The sequence below is a fragment of the Halobacillus amylolyticus genome (assembly GCF_022921115.1).
In the GTDB taxonomy this organism is placed as follows: Bacteria; Bacillota; Bacilli; order Bacillales; family Halobacillaceae; genus Halobacillus_A; species Halobacillus_A amylolyticus.
In genome coordinates this window covers 2,842,563-2,861,730 of record NZ_CP095075.1, presented here as the reverse complement: position 1 = coordinate 2,861,730, position 19,168 = coordinate 2,842,563, and the positions used below count along the sequence as shown (strand labels likewise).

Annotated in this window: 11 protein-coding genes and 4 pseudogenes; 2 read left to right on the top strand and 13 right to left on the bottom strand. The window is 42.7% G+C overall.

From position 1 onward, the window contains the following. Positions 1 to 380: 380 nt before the first annotated feature. From MUO15_RS14775 to MUO15_RS14725, 11 genes and pseudogenes are all read right to left on the bottom strand, one after another. Positions 381 to 1,516 (bottom strand): annotated as a pseudogene (locus tag MUO15_RS14775) (thiolase family protein). After that, positions 1,517 to 2,986 carry an AMP-binding protein gene (locus tag MUO15_RS14770; protein ID WP_245030283.1) on the bottom strand — a complete coding sequence of 490 codons (1,470 nt, stop codon included), beginning with the start codon at positions 2,984 to 2,986 and terminating at the stop codon, positions 1,517 to 1,519. Positions 2,987 to 3,049: 63 nt separating this feature from the next. After that, complete coding sequence (locus MUO15_RS14765) at positions 3,050 to 3,628, bottom strand: biotin transporter BioY (RefSeq protein WP_245030282.1); 579 nt, start codon at positions 3,626 to 3,628, stop codon at positions 3,050 to 3,052. 280 nt (positions 3,629 to 3,908) lie between these two features. Then, positions 3,909 to 4,283: a PH domain-containing protein gene (locus tag MUO15_RS14760; RefSeq protein ID WP_245036047.1), complete on the bottom strand. Its 375-nt coding sequence runs from the start codon at positions 4,281 to 4,283 to the stop codon at positions 3,909 to 3,911. Positions 4,284 to 4,395: 112 nt separating this feature from the next. Further along, positions 4,396 to 6,309 (bottom strand): glycoside hydrolase family 13 protein, encoded by a 1,914-nt coding sequence (locus MUO15_RS14755; protein ID WP_245030281.1) that lies wholly within the window; start codon positions 6,307 to 6,309, stop codon positions 4,396 to 4,398. Positions 6,310 to 6,332: 23 nt separating this feature from the next. After that, positions 6,333 to 8,771 carry a glycogen/starch/alpha-glucan phosphorylase gene (locus MUO15_RS14750; RefSeq protein WP_245030280.1) on the bottom strand — a complete coding sequence of 813 codons (2,439 nt, stop codon included), beginning with the start codon at positions 8,769 to 8,771 and terminating at the stop codon, positions 6,333 to 6,335. A 24-nt stretch (positions 8,772 to 8,795) separates the two neighbouring features. Next, complete coding sequence (gene glgA, locus MUO15_RS14745; protein ID WP_245030279.1) at positions 8,796 to 10,226, bottom strand: glycogen synthase GlgA; 1,431 nt, start codon at positions 10,224 to 10,226, stop codon at positions 8,796 to 8,798. A 289-nt stretch (positions 10,227 to 10,515) separates the two neighbouring features. Continuing rightward, positions 10,516 to 11,621 (bottom strand): annotated as a pseudogene (gene glgD / locus MUO15_RS14740) (glucose-1-phosphate adenylyltransferase subunit GlgD). 13 nt (positions 11,622 to 11,634) lie between these two features. Continuing rightward, positions 11,635 to 12,794 (bottom strand): annotated as a pseudogene (locus MUO15_RS14735) (glucose-1-phosphate adenylyltransferase). Further along, on the bottom strand, positions 12,784 to 14,685 hold the full coding sequence (gene glgB, locus MUO15_RS14730) for a 1,4-alpha-glucan branching protein GlgB (protein ID WP_245036046.1): 1,902 nt from the start codon (positions 14,683 to 14,685) through the stop codon (positions 12,784 to 12,786). Before glgB ends, MUO15_RS14735 begins: the two are co-directional and overlap by 11 nt. Positions 14,686 to 14,906: 221 nt before the next feature. Next, positions 14,907 to 15,218, bottom strand: a complete 312-nt coding sequence (locus MUO15_RS14725) for a YrhK family protein (protein WP_245030278.1) — start codon at positions 15,216 to 15,218, stop codon at positions 14,907 to 14,909. Positions 15,219 to 15,462: 244 nt separating this feature from the next. Between MUO15_RS14725 and MUO15_RS14720 the strand changes: the two are divergent. Together MUO15_RS14720 and MUO15_RS14715 are read left to right on the top strand one after the other, a co-directional pair. Next, positions 15,463 to 16,490: pseudogene (locus MUO15_RS14720) on the top strand (LLM class flavin-dependent oxidoreductase). A gap of 3 nt (positions 16,491 to 16,493) precedes the next feature. After that, on the top strand, positions 16,494 to 17,210 hold the full coding sequence (locus MUO15_RS14715) for a 3-ketoacyl-ACP reductase (protein ID WP_245030276.1): 717 nt from the start codon (positions 16,494 to 16,496) through the stop codon (positions 17,208 to 17,210). A gap of 112 nt (positions 17,211 to 17,322) precedes the next feature. Here MUO15_RS14715 and MUO15_RS14710 read toward each other — a convergent pair whose 3' ends face one another. Beyond that, positions 17,323 to 18,141, bottom strand: a complete 819-nt coding sequence (locus MUO15_RS14710) for a carbohydrate ABC transporter permease (protein ID WP_245036045.1) — start codon at positions 18,139 to 18,141, stop codon at positions 17,323 to 17,325. Positions 18,142 to 18,194: 53 nt separating this feature from the next. Continuing rightward, a complete protein-coding gene (locus tag MUO15_RS14705) occupies positions 18,195 to 19,088 on the bottom strand; it encodes a carbohydrate ABC transporter permease (RefSeq protein ID WP_245030274.1) in 894 nt (297 codons plus the stop codon). Between the last annotated feature and the right edge of the window lie 80 nt (positions 19,089 to 19,168).

Here is a 19,168-nt window from a genome sequence, read left to right as displayed (position 1 = left end):
CAATAGTTGTTTGACAACAAAAACACTTAATACCGTGACGAGAAGCCCAAGTTTTTCGATGGTTTAAATGTCTAATTTAAAGTGCTTTTATAGGTTGCTTAGGTCAATAGGAAATATACATTTTTTAGGAAGATCGTTTCCACCTTAATGTTTGAATTAAATATAAACGCTAGATGTCGTTGCCGGTCCTTAGTTAAAAGTTGATGACATTTATGGTTTTATTGATTGAAAAAGCTGATCACTTTTCAGTGACCAGCCTTAAAAATTATCTGCCAGTGCTGGGCTTGGTTCAGAGTTGATGACAAAGTAATGGCAGCTCTGTTTTTGTGTGTGATCTTTTCATCGCTATCCTTCGCGTTACTTTTATAGGGAGCGAATTCTTACATTGATTCAAATAAGGTAGCCAATCCCATTCCACCACCAATACCAAGAGTTGCTACCCCACGCTTTAGACCATTTCTCGCTAGTTCAGATACAAGTCGCGTGACTAGAATAGCTCCTGAGGCACCATAGGGATGACCTAACGCAAGGGCACCGCCAGACCGATTCACTTTTTCGTATGGAATTTCAAGACTTTTTAATGAGGCGATGACTTGGGAGGCAAACGCTTCATTGAATTCTACAAGATCAATATCCCTTCCCGTCAAATGCTGGCGCTTCCACAATTTTTTCACAGCTGGAATCGGTCCAATCCCGAGTAAATGAGGATCAACCCCTACTGTGGTGCTATCTACAAAGCGGGCTAATGGCTTCAGACCAAGTTTGCGACATTTCTCTAGCGACATGATTAATACAGCCGCAGCTCCGTCATTCATCGGACATGCATTTCCTGCTGTCACCGTACCCCCTTGTTTAAACACCGGCTTCAGAGTAGATAATTTGGCAAGCGATGTGTTTGGTCGTGGACACTCATCTGAATGGATTCCACCTACTGGAATGATTTCTTTATCAAAAACCCCGTTACGTTGAGCATTAACAGCCTTGAGGTGACTATGATAGGCAAATTCATCCTGCTCACCTCGTGTAACGCCATAGTGTTCCGCTACGTTTTCAGCCGCTTCCCCCATCTCAGGATCACCGATTGATTCAGGTGAGAACCGTGCTCTTGTGTACAATTCAGGACCGTTTGGACTATGTATAGAATCGGGCTTTTTAATTTTCCACGGGGCCAAGCTCGTGCTCTCTACACCGCCGGCAATATAAATGTCTCCAGCGCCTGCCTGGACAAGGCGTCCAGCTATATTAATGGCTTCTAAACCCGACCCACATTGCCTATCTATTGTTACTCCAGACACTGTCATTGGCAGCCCCGCTTCCAATAGGGAGAGCCTTGCCATATTCCCTCCAGGACCAACAACGTTTCCTAAAATAACGTCATTGATTTCCCCTGGATCTAGCCCCTGTATTAAATCCTTAAGAAGTGGGCGGATCAGTTTTTCAGGGGGAGATGAGAAAGTACTCCTCCTACCTTCCCAATAGGTGTGCGTTTTGCTTTGACAATCACTGCTTCCTTCATCTAATCCCTCCTTACAGGCATTAGAAGTTCTTTTCGGGCGATTTTCCCACTGCTTGTATAAGGGAACTCGTTCAACTCAATCCATTCTTTAGGGCATTTATATTTTGGCAAAAGCTTTGTAAGGTGACCTTTCACATCATCAATAAAAAGCGGCTCTCCTTCTGTACGGGTAACAAAAGCAATGACCTTTTCACCCCAGTAATCATCTTCCACACCTTTTACGACCGCTTCATCAATAGCTGGATGATCTCGAATTACCTGTTCCACCTCTTCAGGATAGATATTAAGGCCACCACTGATGATCATACTTTTCTTCCTTCCTTTAAGAATGATGTGCCCTTTCTCATCCACAAAAGCGAGATCACCAACCGTTGCCCACTTCCCATTAAAAACATCCGCCGTTTCCTCGGGGCGATTCAAATATCCGTCAAAAACCCATGGACTGCTCACAAACAAATTGCCAACTTCGCCTTGACTTACAAGCCGGCCATCGTCGGAGAGAATCAAAATCTTTACCTGAGGAAAAGGCTGCCCTATCGATCCTTCGGGGAGATCACCGTCATTCACCTCGCGAAAACTAATAAAGCTCAATTCAGAAGCGCCGTAGAATTCATAAATGGACGCGTGGGGAAAAACTTGACTGGCTGACTGTTTAGATGCCGCAGCCCATTTTGCTCCGGAAGAAATCAATGTTTTTAAGTGCTGCGATATTTTGCCATCCCCCTTCTTATTCAAAGCTTCAAACATCGTCGGAACGATATACATGACGGTAATGTCTTTTTTCTGTAGAACCTCCCATACTTCCCTTTCGCTAAAGGTCGAACATAAATGTAGGGTGGCACCGAGATGTAGACACTGGACAGCAGCATATAAGAAGTGTGAATGTACAAGAGGTCCTGGACATAGTATCTGGTCTTCCTTATCTAAAGAAAAAACTTGGCGGCCTAGGGAGAAACAATCCGCCCAAGATGCATGACTTCTTATAAAACCCTTTGGCTGGCCAGTCGTGCCAGATGTATATCCAATATAAAAAGGATCTTGATCCAAGAAGAGGTTTCTGCTTTGCTCGGATGTAAAAAGTAAATCTAGTGCGTCTATCGTCCAAGTTTGAACAAAAGTGGTGTTCCTAAATCGATCAGCAAAGGCGTCATCATAGATGACAAGATCAGGCTGAGAATCTTTAATCACATCATTTAACTGGAAAGGACTCCATTTAGGATCAAACGGAATGGCAATCCCTCCACTTGAACTGATCGCTATAAACAATTCTAACCATTTCGGCTCATTAGGAAGCAAAAAACCGATCTTTTTTCCTTTGCCTTCAGGGAGTAGACGGGAGAGTTTCCGCTGAAGCAATAGAACTGAATGATAAAATTCTTGGTAGGTTATTCGGTTATTTCTCGTTTCAATGGCTATCCGCTTAGGAGATTGCTCAGCTATTTCTTTTATACACGTTCCGATAAAAGCCATTCTACACACCTCAATTACTTATATTCTCAAAAAAGGTTTGCCCTAGGTAAGGCAAACCTTTTTTCAGGCAGCTTTAGATTTACGGTTATTACGGCTTTTCTCCATTTCAATTAATGGATACACTCGATTTATTTGTCTAGCGAGTAAAGAAGCGACTACAACTTTAACAAGATCACCAGGAATAAAAACCAGTGCTGCCCATGCAGCTTTCGTCCATGGGGTCTCCGTAATCATAGAAAGATAGGTTACCCCAAATGCGTAAACTAAAAGAACACCTCCTATTACATTAATAGCAATATAGAGGCCAATATTTAGTTTTTTCCAGAAACATTCTATGAGAAAACCTATCGTAACAGCGGCAAATGGCCAGGCCAGTATGTAACCGCCTGAGGGGCCAAATAGAACTCCTAAGCCGCCCCGCCCTCCTGAAAGCAGGGGGGCACCAAATGTTACTAGTAAGACAAAGACTAATAGACTTAACCCGCCTCGTTTCGCTCCTAGGATAGAACCGGCCAGCATAACTCCTAAGGTTTGAGCTGTGATCGGTACAGGAGTAAATGGAGTGACGATCGGTGGTAGTAGACCGAGCGCTCCGATTATTGCTGCAAACAAAGATGCATAAACCATTGTTCTAAGCTTCACAATCAACACCTGCTTTTCAGTATGTATGTAGTGAAGATTATCTTATCCCCTTTAATCTGTCAACCTGCGATAGTTTATGGTTAACTTATGTTTGTCCATGAAGGGTGACAGAAATAATTGCACATATTTCTTGATTTATGCACGATTTGAGAGCTTATTTGCACGAAATAAACCATAATTTCACAGAAGGAAGATTAATTGCATATTTCGGTTTTAATCTAGAAAATGCGCCCACATAAAAAGGGTCAGCCTCCCTTACTAGGAAGCTGACGCCGTACAATTACAAAACATACTTAGCAAGATTCCTTTGTACTTCTTGAATCGGACTGTCCTTTTTAAAAGTCTTTCCAATAGGTTCACTAGTCCCAGACAACCATATTTTCAATTCTGATTCTAGATCGAAACCGCCTGCCGTCTCTACACTAAAGTGGGTAACACTATTATAAGGAATGGAATGGTACCCTACCTTCTTACCTGTCATCCCTTGTTTGTCAATCAGAATCAAACGCTTATTCGTGAAAATGAATGAATCACGCAATACTTTATAACCGCTTTGGAATTCTTCTCCTTCTACAAGAACTTCCTCAAGCTCTTTGGCAATCGCCTCACGATCGACTTCACTTGCATTTCCCATTAATCCATCTAAAAACCCGATAGTAAACACTCCCTTGTATGGATAATCGACTTTTAAAAACCATTTTACCCTCCCCCACTCAAAGCATTCCATAAACTCCCACCTCAGGTCATCCAATAAATGGATGGAACACTCAATTTAAACGCCTCAGCAATACACTTTCGCAAGGACCTAGTGTTATCGTTATCCCACTTTGTTTCACGTGGAACATTCGCTGTTTGTTAATCACATGCTGCCATCTTCCTTTTCGTACCGGTAACGTAACCTCCCTTTCCTCACTCGCATTTCGATTAATGAGGTAAATCATATGCTCATCCATTGCATATTCACCAAACTGATCAACCTCATTTTCAATTAAGCGTTCAAAGCCATAGACATCTTCATGTGGAGCATGTGGCACCCAGCTTCCTGTCCTCAGTGATGGATAGTTCGCTCTCAAGCCTCCTAGTGTTTTATACCATGAAACAAGCTCTTGATCTTCTCTTCCCCAAGGATATGGCTTACGATTATCAGGATCTTCTCCACCTGTCAGCCCCGCTTCATCCCCATAATAAAGCGATGGAATCCCCGGAAATGTATAGAGCCATAGACTCAAAGACTTCAATTGACTTTTAACGGTTTTCTCTTGGTCAATCCCCTCTTTTGGCAAAAATCCTTGAAGCAACGTCTTCACTCGTTCTACATCATGACTAGACAGCATGTTCATGAGGGAATAAAAGTATTGAGCTGGATAATGCTCACTTAATGTAAGGAGCCGACGGTGAATGTAGTAAGCGTCCACTTCCCCTTTTATGAAACCGAGCATTAACTCTCGTAAAGGATAATTCATCACAGAATCAAGTACACCACCCAGAAAGTAATCCCTACGTTTTCCGTAGGCAGATTTATTGGAGGCATCCTCCCATACTTCTCCTAACAACACACTCGATGGATCCCCCTCTTTCAGCTGTTGATAGATTTGCTTAATTAAACAATCTGTCAGCTCATCGGCAACATCAAGACGCCAATGTTTTACACCTGATTGCTGCCAAGTTTTTATCACACTATCGTCATCATAAATTAGAAAGTTTTGATAGCTTTTGTCCTCTTTATTTAATGTCGGAAGTGTACCTACTCCCCACCAAGCTTCGTACTCATCAGGATAATCATGAAAAGTGTACCAAGAGTAATAGGGAGAGTCAGTAGATTGATAGGCACCGACCGTGTCGTACTGATCCCTTTGGTTAAAATACTTGCTGTTGCTGCCTGTGTGACTAAACACACCATCGAGCATCACCTCAATCTCTCGTTTAGAAGCTTCTTTTACAAGTCTCTCGAAGTCTTCCTTACTGCCAAGCAGTGGATCAATTTTGTGATAGTCCCCTGTGTCATAACGATGATTACTTTCTGCTTCAAAAATCGGGTTCAAATAAATCACTGTTGCGCCTAGCGATTCAATGTAGTCGAGTTTTTCAATAATTCCTTGAATATTACCTCCAAAGAAATCCCAACGAACCACCTCTCCTTTTTCATTACGGATATAGAAAGGATCGTTTTCCCAATGATTATGCATGAGACTTGTTTTCGGTGCATCTTCAAACTTCAGTCCACCTGCATTCTTAAATCGGTCAGGAAAGATTTGATACATGGTCGCATTCTTCCACCAGGCAGGGGTTTGGTAACTTGGGTCATAAACAGTAATTTGCCAGGATGGGGGATGCTCCTCATATACTTCGCCCTCCCCGCTCTCCTCACTATTTAATCGACCGTAATACATCATTTTATCCTCAAGCTGGATCTCGAAAAAATACCAAACGAGCTGGGGCTCCTCTGGCATAATAAGGTTCGCTTCAAAGGTACAATATGAGTTCCTTCCACTAACTTGATCCATCTCAATCGTCTGTTCCTCATTTGTCTTGTCATGAATGCAGTGAAGAATCACATGTAATAAAGGATGACGTTGATCGATATCAATGGTTAATGTAACCGAAGAGCCTTTTGGCACAGCACCAAAAGGTTCCCGATACTGTAGTGCAAAACTATTATGGTAAATATCCAGCGATTTCACGGCATAATCTCCCCTCAAGATTGTCACTTCAAGGTACGTACTGGTCGTATATCCCATATATCTTGTGCATATTCTTGTATTGTACGGTCACTTGAGAACCTGCCGGAATGAGCGATATTCAGCAGACTTTTAGCGTTCCATTCTCGTTTTTGTTGATAATCATAGCCAATTCGCTGCTGAGTGGCTACATAATTGGCAAAATCCTTCACAACAAAGTATTCATCGTTGTAAGCGAGCAGCGAGTCATAAAGATCCCGAAATTCGGTTTCTCCTTTTGAAAAAGGGCTATAATGGACGAGTTGATCTAGGGTGCGGCGGACACGTTCATCTGACTCATACACTTCACGTGAAGAGTACCCTCCATTTTGTCCATAGCTTAGCACGTCCTCAGAACTTAACCCAAATGTGTAGATAGCCTTATCCCCAACCAAATCGTGAATTTCAACGTTAGCTCCATCCATCGTCCCAAGCGTCAAGGCACCATTCATCATAAACTTCATGTTTCCTGTTCCCGAAGCTTCCTTACTAGCCGTTGAAATTTGTTCACTAATATCTGTAGCAGGGATGATCCGTTCAGCAAGTGAAACAGAATAATTTTCTAGAAAAACAACCTTCATTTGTCCGTTTACAGCAGGATCATTATTCACAACGCCTGCCACCCTCGTAATGAGCTTAATTACCTTTTTGGCAAAATGATAGCTCGGTGCTGCTTTAGCGGCAAAAATAAACGTCCTGGGTGTCATTTCAAACGATGGATTTGACTTCAGCTCATGATAGACATACATAATATGAAGCACATTTAACAGCTGGCGTTTGTAGCCGTGCAGTCGTTTAATGTGAACATCAAATATAGAATTAGTGTCAACGGCAATTCCATAATTATCTTTAATAAATGAAGCAAGTTCCCGTTTCTTCTGCTGCTTAATCCCGCCCAGTTGGTCTAAAAAGGCTTCGTCATCTTTCTTCCCAATCAAATCTCTTAATTGATCCGGCTGGGAAATCCAGCGGTCTCCAATCGCTTCCTTAATATGATTAGCTAACAGTTTGTTGGCATGCAAAAGCCAGCGCCTGTGGGTAATGCCATTTGTTTTATTGTTAAAACGTTCTGGAAAAACAGCATAGAAGTTCTTCATTTCACGGGTCTTCAAAATTTCCGTGTGCAACTTGGCAACACCATTCACACTATGACTGCCTACTATGGCCAGATGAGCCATTTTCACCTGGCCATCAGCTATAATAGCAAGCTTGGCAATGCGGTCAAAGTCGCCTGGATCTTGACCCCAAAGCTGTTGACAAAAACGTTCATTGATTTCCTCGATTACCATGTGAAGCCTCGGAAGCAGTGTGCGTACGAAATCCACAGGCCACGTCTCAAGCGCCTCACTAAGTGTGGTGTGGTTCGTATAAGAGACAGATGCTTGCGTAATTGTCCATGCTGCCTCCCAGCCGAGTCCTTTCTCATCGATCAATACACGCATCAATTCAGGAATGACGAGGGCAGGGTGGGTATCATTAATATGAAGTGATACTTTTTCCGGAAAGGAGGATAGAGGTAAATTCAAGTGTTCAAACGAACGAATCGCACTTTGCACACCCGCTGAAACGAGGAAGTACTCCTGCTTCAATCGTAATTTCCTCCCTGCTTCATGGGAATCATCTGGATAGAGAAACTCGGACATTTCCTCCAGTGACCGCTTATGAGTAAGGAAGTTACCGAATCCATCCTGCTGTGATGCCCTTTTTAATGTATCTTCTTGCGATGCTTCAGCCGACCACAGCCTTAGAGTGTTCACCGTTTCGTTGTTATAACCAACCACTGGCACATCATAAGGAACAGCTTGCACTTGTTCATAATCCACATGCTCAAAAATCAGGGTGCCATCAGAACTTACTCTAGAATTAACATGACCGCCAAACCGAACCTCAAGGGATTGCTCCGGCCTGCGAACCTCCCAAACAAATTCATTGGCGAGCCAACGATCAGGGAGCTCCACTTGATAGCCATCAATGATTGCTTGTTCAAACATGCCGTATTTGTAGCGAATGCCATACCCATGACCAGCTAAACCTAAAGAAGCTAACGAATCTAAAAAACAAGCAGCTAAACGACCTAACCCTCCATTCCCAAGGCCCGCATCATTCTCTTGTTCTTCAAGACTCGTTAAAGAAAAGCCTAAATCAGCCAGGCCTTCTTTCACTAGTGAAAGCAACTGCATATTCAGCAAATTATTACCCAACAGACGTCCCATTAAAAATTCCATCGAAAAATAGTACACTTGTTTGTTTTGGTTACTTTCATACTGGTGGTTTGTTTGCAGCCAGTTTTTGTTGATATGATCTTTTACTAACGCACCAAGAGATCGATAAGCATCGTGCTCCGTCGCTGTTTCCACACCCATTCCAAGCTCAGTTTCGAGCTTTTCAGAAAAGGCCTGTATGAACTCCTCTTTGCTGTTGAACATATCGTATCCTCCATTCATTCCCTGCTACTGAAGCGTCGACTCATACACCTCACTATATCGTCGAGCAGAATATTTCCATGGGAACTGAGTCTTCGCCATGTTTTTCATTAGCTTCTTCCATGCATCCTTATTATGATAAAGTTCGAGCGCACGGCGGATCGTAAACAGCATGTCGTGTGCATTATAATTGGTAAAGGTGAAGCCACTTCCTTCTTCTGTCTTTTCATTAAATGGAATTACGGTATCAACGAGCCCGCCGGTTTCACGAACGATAGGTACAGCTAAATACCTTAATGCGATCAGTTGGCCAATCCCGCAAGGTTCAAACCGAGATGGCACTAAAAATAGATCACTAGCCGCATACACCTGTCGAGATAGAGCTTCACTAAACATGATATTCGCAGACACCTTTTCTGGATACTTTACTTGCGCCCACTCAAACATTTGCTCATAATCATATTCACCTGTTCCGAGTAGTACTAGTTGAATATCCTCGTGATATAAAAGCTCGTCCATCACTCGCGCAACAAGGTCGAAGCCTTTTTGCTCGACGAGCCTCGAAACGATGCCGATCATCGGCACGTCCTTCCGAATAGGCAGCCCCAATTTCTCCTGCAGCCATGTTTTATTTTGAGTCTTTTTCGAAAGTGAACTGCGGTAAGGAAAAGCGAGAGCTGCATCGCTTAACGGATTGTAGTCTTTATCATTAATCCCATTTACGATCCCCGCTAAACTGTCGGATTGTTTTCTGAGTACCCCATCTAAGTTTTCCCCATAATAAGGGGTTTGAATCTCCTTTGCATAGGTTTCACTCACGGTTGTGATTGCATCTGCGTGATTTAAGGCCCCTTTCATAAAATTGATGTCTCCGAAAAATTCCAATCCATCTTCCGTCATCATCCGTTCGTCCAAATCCATCAAATCGTGCAGCACCGAGTCAGCAAAGATCCCCTGGTACTTCAAATTATGAATCGTAAACACGGTTTTCATACCTTTTACCTTTTCATCATCCTGGTAATGAGTATGTAAGAAAACAGGAATCAAGCCTGTCTGCCAATCGTGGCAATGCAAAACATCAGGAGTCCACTCAAGCGCACACACCATTTCAAGCACAGCCTTGTTAAAGAAGACAAACCGCTCCGCTTCATCCTCATATCCATACAGATTCGACCGCTTAAAATAATACTCATTATCAATAAAATAAACAGGGATCCCATCATATTCAATGTACTCAACACCTGCATATTGGTTGCGCCAGCCTATCTGCACATTCAGTTGATGCAGTAAGCTCAACTGTTCCTTCCATTCGTCACTCATCTCCTCATATTTAGGCAGCACGACACGCACGTCATGCCCCTGGGCAACTAACGCCTGGGGCAAAGACCCAAGCACATCAGCAAGTCCACCTGTTTTAATAAAAGGGGTACACTCAGACCCAACCATTAACACGTTCATCTACAATTCACTCCTTATAGAGGATGTTCAAAAAGTCACCAAATGATAAACGGCGAATTTCTTCGTTGCTCGGTTTTTCCGATCCTCACGTATGAAAGACATACGCTGTGGTTCTCAAAACTTTCGCGCCTCGAACTTCTTGCGACGCACAGGACGTGCTAGTGTCGACTTTGTCACAGGATGTGACGATCTTTGTCGACGTTCTAATTTGGCAACTTTTTGACACACACTTATATTATGTAAAAAGAACTGCCAGAATAGTAGTTCAGACAGTTCCTCCTATCAAACCTTACATCGTTTTTCGCTTGGCGAGGACAAAAGGCTTTTCTGGTGCACCAATTAACATCCGCCCTTGCGATATTTTACAGTCTTTATCCAGAATGACATTTTCAAGCACGGCACCACTCTCAATTTCACAACGCTGCATGATGATTGAATTTTTCACAACCGCACCTTCCCCTATCTTGACTCCTCGGAAAAGGATACTGTCCTCAACCTGACCATCGATCACACAACCATTGGCTACGAGCGTATTCGTCACATTCGATGTTTGGGAATACTTCGATGGCGCTTCATTTTTCACCTTTGTAAAGATCGGAAAATCGTCTTTAAATAACTTATTATGCTCCTTTTCATTAAGTAAGCTCGCACTGTGGCGATAATAGCTTTCAACGGAATTAATCAGTGCATGGGCACCCTCATACTCATAGGCATGAATATGAATATTCGGAAGCCTTGCCTTTATTCCATCAAGGAAAAAGTGTGAGCTCCCATGAGCAATTCCCTCTTCGATCAGCTCATGCATGCAATTTTTTTCGATTAAGTACATATCCATATAGACATTTCTAGACCGTTTATCATTATGAATCCCCGTAACCCTTTGATTATCGTCAAAGCTGAGCTTGTGGGCCAGATTGTGCTCAGGATACAGTTCATCTACCTTTTTATAAATGACCGTAACTTCCGCATTCGATTCCTTATGAGCTTCTAACACATCCTGAAAGTTAATATTACAAATGTTCTGCGAGCCAGAAACTAAGATGTAGTCAGCATAAGTTCTTTCAATAAAATCGATATTATTATGAAAATGCTGCAAATCCCCCGAGAAATATCAGTAGGGTCATTCCAATCCGGTGGCAAAATAAACAGCCCGCCACGCTTACGGTCTAAATCCCATGCCTTTCCCTGTTCTAAATGATCCATTAGGGAACGATACTTGCGCCGTGCAAAAACGGCTACCGATTCGATCCGCGAATTCGTCATATTGGATATTGCAAAATCAATCATTCGATAGCGACCAGCGAATGGGACCGCCGCCCCACAGCGAAAATAAGTGAGTTCATCTAACACATCTTGTTCATGATCCAGATTAATAACGCCGGCTATTCGATCCATGAGAGCTTCCTCCTTAGTTATTTGCTGCATAACTCGTCGCCATGACACTCCCTTCATCTGCCACTAAAGTGATCTCACTGTCTGGTGCGGGATCACCGACCACGGCATTGTCCTCAATCACACTTCCCTCAGCAATAATGGCCCGATTAATCTTTACATTTTTGCCAATTTTCACATTTGGCATGACGACTGAATCTTTAACAATGGTCCCTTCATTTACGTGCACACCATAAAAAATAATCGACATGTCAACCGTGCCGGAAATCCGGCAGCCTTCATTGATCAAAGCCCTCGAACCGAGGCTGAGGGGGAAATGTATTGAGCCGGCTGATTTGGGTTTTTCGAATAGATCCGCCACGTGTGATCACTTAAATTAAGTTCGGGTTGTTTTTTAAGCAAATCCATATTCGCTTCCCACAAGCTTTCGACCGTTCCAACATCCTTCCAGTATCCTTCAAACGTGTAGGCCATCAGCCTTTTCTGATCAGCAAGCAGTTTAGGTATGATATCTTTCCCAAAATCATGAGAGGAGTGGCTTTTCTCTTCATCCTCAATTAAATAACTTTTCAAAACATCCCAGCGAAAAATGTACACACCCATTGACGCAAGGTTGCTCATTGGATACTCCGGCTTCTCGTCAAATTCGGTAATTCGCCCTTGCCCATCTGTATTCATGATCCCGAATCGACTCGCTTCCTCCCAGGGCACCTCAATGACTGATATCGTAGCATCTGCTCCACTGCCGCGATGGTAATCTAGCATTTCTCCGTAATCCATTTTATAAATATGATCCCCTGATAGAATCAGCACGTGTTCAGGATTGTATTGATTTAAAAAATCGATATTCCGGTAGATTGCATTGGCCGTTCCTGTGTACCAGCCGCCGCCTTCTGCTTGCATATACGGAGGAAGCACAGATACACCGCCATGTTTACGGTCCAAGTCCCACGAAGAACCTATCCCGATATAATTGTTTAAAATAAGCGGTTCATATTGGGTCAGGACCCCAACAGTGTCGATTCCAGAATTCGTGCAATTGCTTAAAGGAAAATCAATGATTCGATATTTACCGCCGAAATATACGGCTGGCTTTGCGATCTTCTTCGTTAGAGACTTTAACCTTGTGCCTTGACCACCAGCTAATAGCATTGCCACACATTCTTTACCTTTCATGGGCCTCCCCCTTTACTTTTGATGTACATTTCAAAAAGCTTACGGCGAGTGGCGGGATCGTCATCTCGATATGTTGATCCTGGCCTTGCCAGGGCTCGGTGATTGCTTCTAATGTAAGGCCATTCGATTGCCCTGAGCCACCAAAATGAACCGCGTCACTTGTAAAGATTTCTTTATACGTACCGTTTTTCGGCACACCAACCTTGTAGCCGTGGTAAACCTCAGGAGTGAAGTTGCAAACAACTACAAGCTGATCATTTGTAGAACGGCTATTCCGTACAAAAGAAAGAATACTTTGCTCAAAATTATGCGGATCAATCCAACAGAAACCTTTTTGATCATGATCAAGTTCCCATAGCGCGGGCATATCCAGGTACAATTGATGGAGCTGTTTCATAAAATTCAAAATGGCCCCATGGGAGTCATACTCCAACAATTCCCAGTCCAGGTCATCCATATCCTTCCATTCATCAAACTGCCCGAATTCACCTCCCATAAATAAAAGCTTTTTCCCGGGATGTGCATACATATAAGCTAAAAACACACGGAGATTAGCAAACTTTTGCCAATAATCACCCGGCATTTTATTTAACAACGATTTCTTCCCATGGACGACTTCATCATGAGAAATCGGCAGCACAAAGTTCTCTGAATAGGCATAATGAAGCGAGAAGGTAATCAGGTTGTGATGGTGTTTGCGGTGAATCGGCTCCATCTCCATATAACGAAGCATGTCATTCATCCAGCCCATATTCCATTTATAGTTAAATCCAAGTCCTCCTATGTATGTAGGTGAGCTCACAAGCGGCCACGACGTTGATTCTTCAGCCATCATTAGCACATTTGGCACCTCTTCAAAGATCGCCTCATTCATTCCTTTAATAAAATCGACCGCCTCAAGATTCTCTCTTCCCCCATATTCATTTAACTCCCATTCCCCATCTTCTTTACCAAAATCCAAATACAACATACTAGCAACAGCATCGACTCTCAGTCCATCCAAATGGAACTCTTTTAACCAATAAATCGCATTAGAGATTAGAAAACTCTGAACCTCGTTCCTAGCAAAATCAAAAGTCAGCGTTCCCCACTGCGTTTTCTCTGCCTTTTTAGGGTCAGCATATTCATAGAGGGCCTCCCCATCAAAGCGTCTCAGTCCGTGTTGGTCTTTACAAAAATGACCGGGTACCCAGTCAAGAATCACTCCTATGCCGTGCTCATGACACTGATCAACGAAATAGCGAAAATCATCAGGTGTTCCATACCTTGCAGTAACCGCGTAATAGCCGGTAGCCTGATACCCCCACGAGCGATCAAACGGATGCTCCGTTAACGGCAGCAGTTCAATATGTGTATAACCAAGCTCCTTCACATAGGGAATAACCATTTCCGCGTAATCGCGATAGTTATAAAAAACTTCTGTCTCAATATTTTTCCATGATCCCAAATGCAGTTCATAGATAGACATGGGTGATTCATATAGATTCATCTCCTCTCGCCGCTTCATCCACTGTTCATCCTGCCAAACGTAATCATCGAGCGAATGCACGACCGAAGCTGTAGCGGGGCGAATCTCACTTGTGAACGCATAGGGATCAGCCTTTAACTGTAAGTGCCCATGTGCCGTCAAAACTTCATACTTATAAATGGTGCCCTTCTCTAGTTTAGGAATGAACAAACACCACAAGCCGTTTTCACTCAGCTTCTCCATCCGATGCTGCCTGCCATCCCACTCATTAAAGATTCCTACGACACTTACTTGCTCAGCATTCGGAGCCCATACTATAAATCGGACCCCTGCTTTTCCATCCACTGTTCTCACATGTGCTCCGAGGAGCTGATAGCTATAGCGAAGATTTCCTTGGTGAAACAAATAAATATCGTGATCCATTGCTGTTTCGTCTACCACACCATTACTCCCCTATTCATATGCTAGATTTTTCATAACATAACTTTTTTGTTTGTACTATAAGCATAAAAGGTTCATGTAACGATTACAATTAAAATTTTCTGAAAAATTTGTCAACTTATGGAGAATCTTGCACACCTATAATAGATGATACAAAAAAAGATGTGGAGGAGCCTGAAACTCTTCCACATCTTCATAAATAGCTATTGTTTTCGGTCATACTCATTTTCATAATGCTTTCGTAGCTGAAAGCGATGAAATAAACGAATCGTCGGACGTATTAACATCTGCACACTTCCTAGGACAAATAACGTCACGCCCCAATCTTTTAACGATTCGAAATAAAAGAAAATACTTCCGATCAGGAACCACATTCCTAGCAAAAAATCATTGATGGTATACATCATGTCATAGCCTTTTTTAACAAAAAGGTCATGATTGCCCATCTTTATATCCACGTAATCTTGCTTGCTATTCGTTTGCGCATTAGCTGTTTGCTCCTTACGTGTCGCCACAGGCACCGCTCCTTTTATCGTAAAAAATCTCCTTGTTTTATTTTTCCTAATCAATGCCACAATAAACCTATTTAAAATGAGTGTTCAAAAAGTTGCCAAATGAGAAGCAAGCTAACGAAGAGATTCGCCGCTTATCATTTGGTGACTTTTTGAACAACCTCTTAAAAGCAAGTTATTTTGAGACACGAATAATCATTGATAAGATGTAGCTGTATTTAAGTACAAAAAGAAGGAAGATGAAATCATGTCTGAAGAAACGAAATCCAAACAGTTGAATACGATCCCATTTTCAGTACTTGACCTTGCTCCGATCACCGTCGGGCATACAGCATCAGATGCCTTTAAGAACACGATTGATCTGGCCAAGCATGTGGAGAAATGGGACTACAACAGATATTGGATGGCTGAGCACCATAACATGCCATTTATCGCCAGTTCAGCGACTTCCGTTATTATTGGACATGTCGCCGCCCATACCTCAACAATAAGGGTCGGCTCTGGTGGTGTGATGCTGCCAAATCATGCACCCCTCGTCATAGCTGAACAATTCGGAACACTTGAATCACTTTTTCCCGGTAGAGTTGACCTTGGTTTAGGACGAGCACCAGGAACAGATCCACTCACAATCAGAGCACTAAGAAGAGATTCAAGAAGTGACGGCAGTGATTTTCCGCAGCAGCTCGCCGAACTACGTGCTTATTTTGACCCTGATTTACGTTCAGAAAAAAATCATGTCAGAGCAGTTCCAGGGAAGGTTTGAATATCCCGATATGGCTATTAGGTTCAAGCGGCTTCAGCGCCCAGCTTTCCGGTCAGCTCGGACTGCCTTTTTCATTCGCTAGCCATTTCTCACCAAACAACACGATGTCTGCTCTTGACTTATACCGCCGCAACTTTAAACCATCAAAAACGCTCGAAGCTCCGCACGCGATGTTAGGTGTCAATGTCGTTGCAGCAGACACGGATGAGGAAGCTGAGTACCTGGCCACAACCTTACAACAGCAATTCCTGAACATCATTCGAAATCGTGAGACACCCCTGCAGCCGCCTATTGAAAACATGGATGAAATTTGGACTGAACACGAGAAGGCCGCTTTGCAGCAACAGTTAGGGGCTTCCATAATCGGAAGTAAGGAAACAGTGAAGCAAAAACTGCAGTCGTTCATTGAGGAGACGCAGGCAGATGAACTCATGATTACCTCGCAAATCTATGACCATAAAAAACGTCTGCGCTCCTATGAAATCGTAGCTGAGATTAAAGAGGAGGGATAAAGAATGCAATCACTACAAGGGAAAAAGGCATTAATTACCGGAGCAGGCCGCGGAATCGGCCGAGCCACTGCAATCGCCTTAGCACAAGAAGGTGTTCATATTGGATTAGTCGGGTTAACCGAAGCCCATTTAGAAAAAGTTTCAGCAGAACTTGATAGCGTTGGCGTAAAGAGATCAATTGTCTCAGCAGATGTGTCTGATATCGAATCTGTCAATCAAGCTGTTAAGAAAGTAAAAAACGATCTAGGTTCCATCGATATCCTAATTAACAACGCTGGAATTGGTAAATATGGCGGATTTATGGACTTAAATCCTGAAGAATGGGAAAAAGTGATCCAGGTTAACTTAATGGGTACCTATTATGTCACTAGGGCCGTTTTGCCGGGGATGGTAGAACAGAAGAGCGGTGACATCGTTAATATTTCTTCCACCTCAGGGCTAAGAGGAACAGCTAACTCAAGTGCCTACAGTGCATCAAAGTTCGGTATACTTGGTCTGTCTGAATCCTTAATGCAGGAAGTAAGAAAGCACAACATTCGTGTGAATGCGATCACACCAAGCCGGGTGGTCACAAACTTTACTGGACAGTATCAAGCAGATGAGGAAACTGAACATTTGATGCAGCCTGAGGACTTAGCTGAATATATTGTTTCCCAGCTTAAACTTAATCCGCGAACGTTTGTTAAGTCTGCCAGTCTATGGGCGACGAATCCTTTTTAAGGATAAAAACTCCCCCAAGGTGCGAGAGACGCCTTGGGGGAGTTGCCTTTTAAAAGGATGATCGATTATTTCACCTTCACCGCGAATGCCAACTTCGCAACCTCCGAAAACCTTACCCTTTGATAGCCCCTTCTGTCATTCCTTTAGCAATACGCTGCTGGAAGATCGCATATAGAATGATAACTGGAACGATAGCAATCGTTAAACTCGCGAAAAGGGTGCCCCATGCATTAGTGTACTGGGCTTCGCTGCTTATAAAGTCAATCGTCAGCGCTAACGTGTAATTTTCTTCTGTCTGCAAAAAGATCAGTGCCATAAAATATTCATTCCAAAACTGGATGGCATTCATAATGGTAACTGTAATAATTCCTGACATTGAAAGCGGCGTGATGATTTTCAACAAAACACCATATGGGGAAAGTCCATCCATGGCTGCTGATTCTTCCAGTGATTTCGGAATCGTACTCATGAAGCTCGTTAACACAAAGATCGTGAACGGAAGTTGGCTGACAGCATATACGATCGCGAGTCCGTAAATATTATCGAGCATATTAAACCGTGCTAATAAAAAGAATAACGGAATCCAGCCTAGTACCATTGGAATCATCATTGCGGAAACATAAAGAGTAAATAAGAACTGACTTCCCCGGAATCGCAAGCGTTCGATCGCGTAGGCTGTAGGGATAGCAAGAAATAACGTTAACAAAGCGCCTACTACTGTTACGATCAAACTGTTAAATACACTTGTATCAATATTATATTCTGTCCAAGCTGTGACGAAATTTCCCATATTGAGTGACTCTGGCCACCCCCATGGATTTGCGTAAATCTCGCCATTCGATTTAAATGATCCGATAAACATCCATATGATTGGATAGAGTACAGCAAGCGACCACAGGACAAGTGGTATTCGGATTCCAGCTCTCCCCATGATGTGACCGACACTACGACGTTTCACGATCTCCCCTCCTAAGCCTATTCATACTAGTATTCCACCCGTTCGCGGCGCATGAAGAATTGCAAAATCAATACAGTTACTAATGATAAGATCAAAATCATGACACCGATCGTTGCACCATAACCAAAATTGTATTGCACGAAAGCCTGTTCATATAAATATGATCCCATTACGTGGGTTGAATTGTTAGGTCCCCCGCCCGTCATAATTTGAACGATGATAAACGAGCCATTTAACGTCGTTATCACGATATAGAGAATTGAAATTTTAATTTGCGGCCAGACGAGTGGTAATGTCACTTTCCAAAATTGCTGCCATTCATTTGCACCATCAATTTCGGCTGCCTCATAATAGCTTTTTGAGACGTTGGCAATCCCACCCATGAGCATCAGCATAAACAACCCGATACCAGCCCAGATAGATGGTAAAACAAGACTGGGCAATGCCCACTTCTCACTGCCTAGCCAGGGTCTCGTCCAGTCCTCTAAGCCCATAAACTGCAATCCTGAATTAACAAGTCCAAGGCTCGGATTATAAATAAACGTCCAAAGTATTCCGATGACAACAACGGACATAATATTTGGGAAAAAGAACACGATCCGGTAAAAAGGCGCCTCTTTTATCTTTAATTGGGTTAAGGCAACAGCAAAGAACAGTGCCAATACCATAATCCCCAACACTTTCGCAGCGACAAGAAAATAATCATGAAGAATGGTCATTGGGATGATCTCGTCATTAAATAATTGTATGTAGTTGCTAATTCCAATAAATTCTTTATTTTCTGATGAACCTGACCATTCGAAAAATGAATAGTACAATCCGCTGAACAATGGATACAAGGTAAAAATGGAAAACATAATAAAAGTTGGAATTAAACAAAAGGCTAAAAACAGGTATTTTTGTTTTTTAGACTGTACCACCTAATCCCTCTTTCTCTTGAGATATAAATAGGTATGGAATATAAAAACGCAAGTTTCAATCCTTATATTCCATACCATAT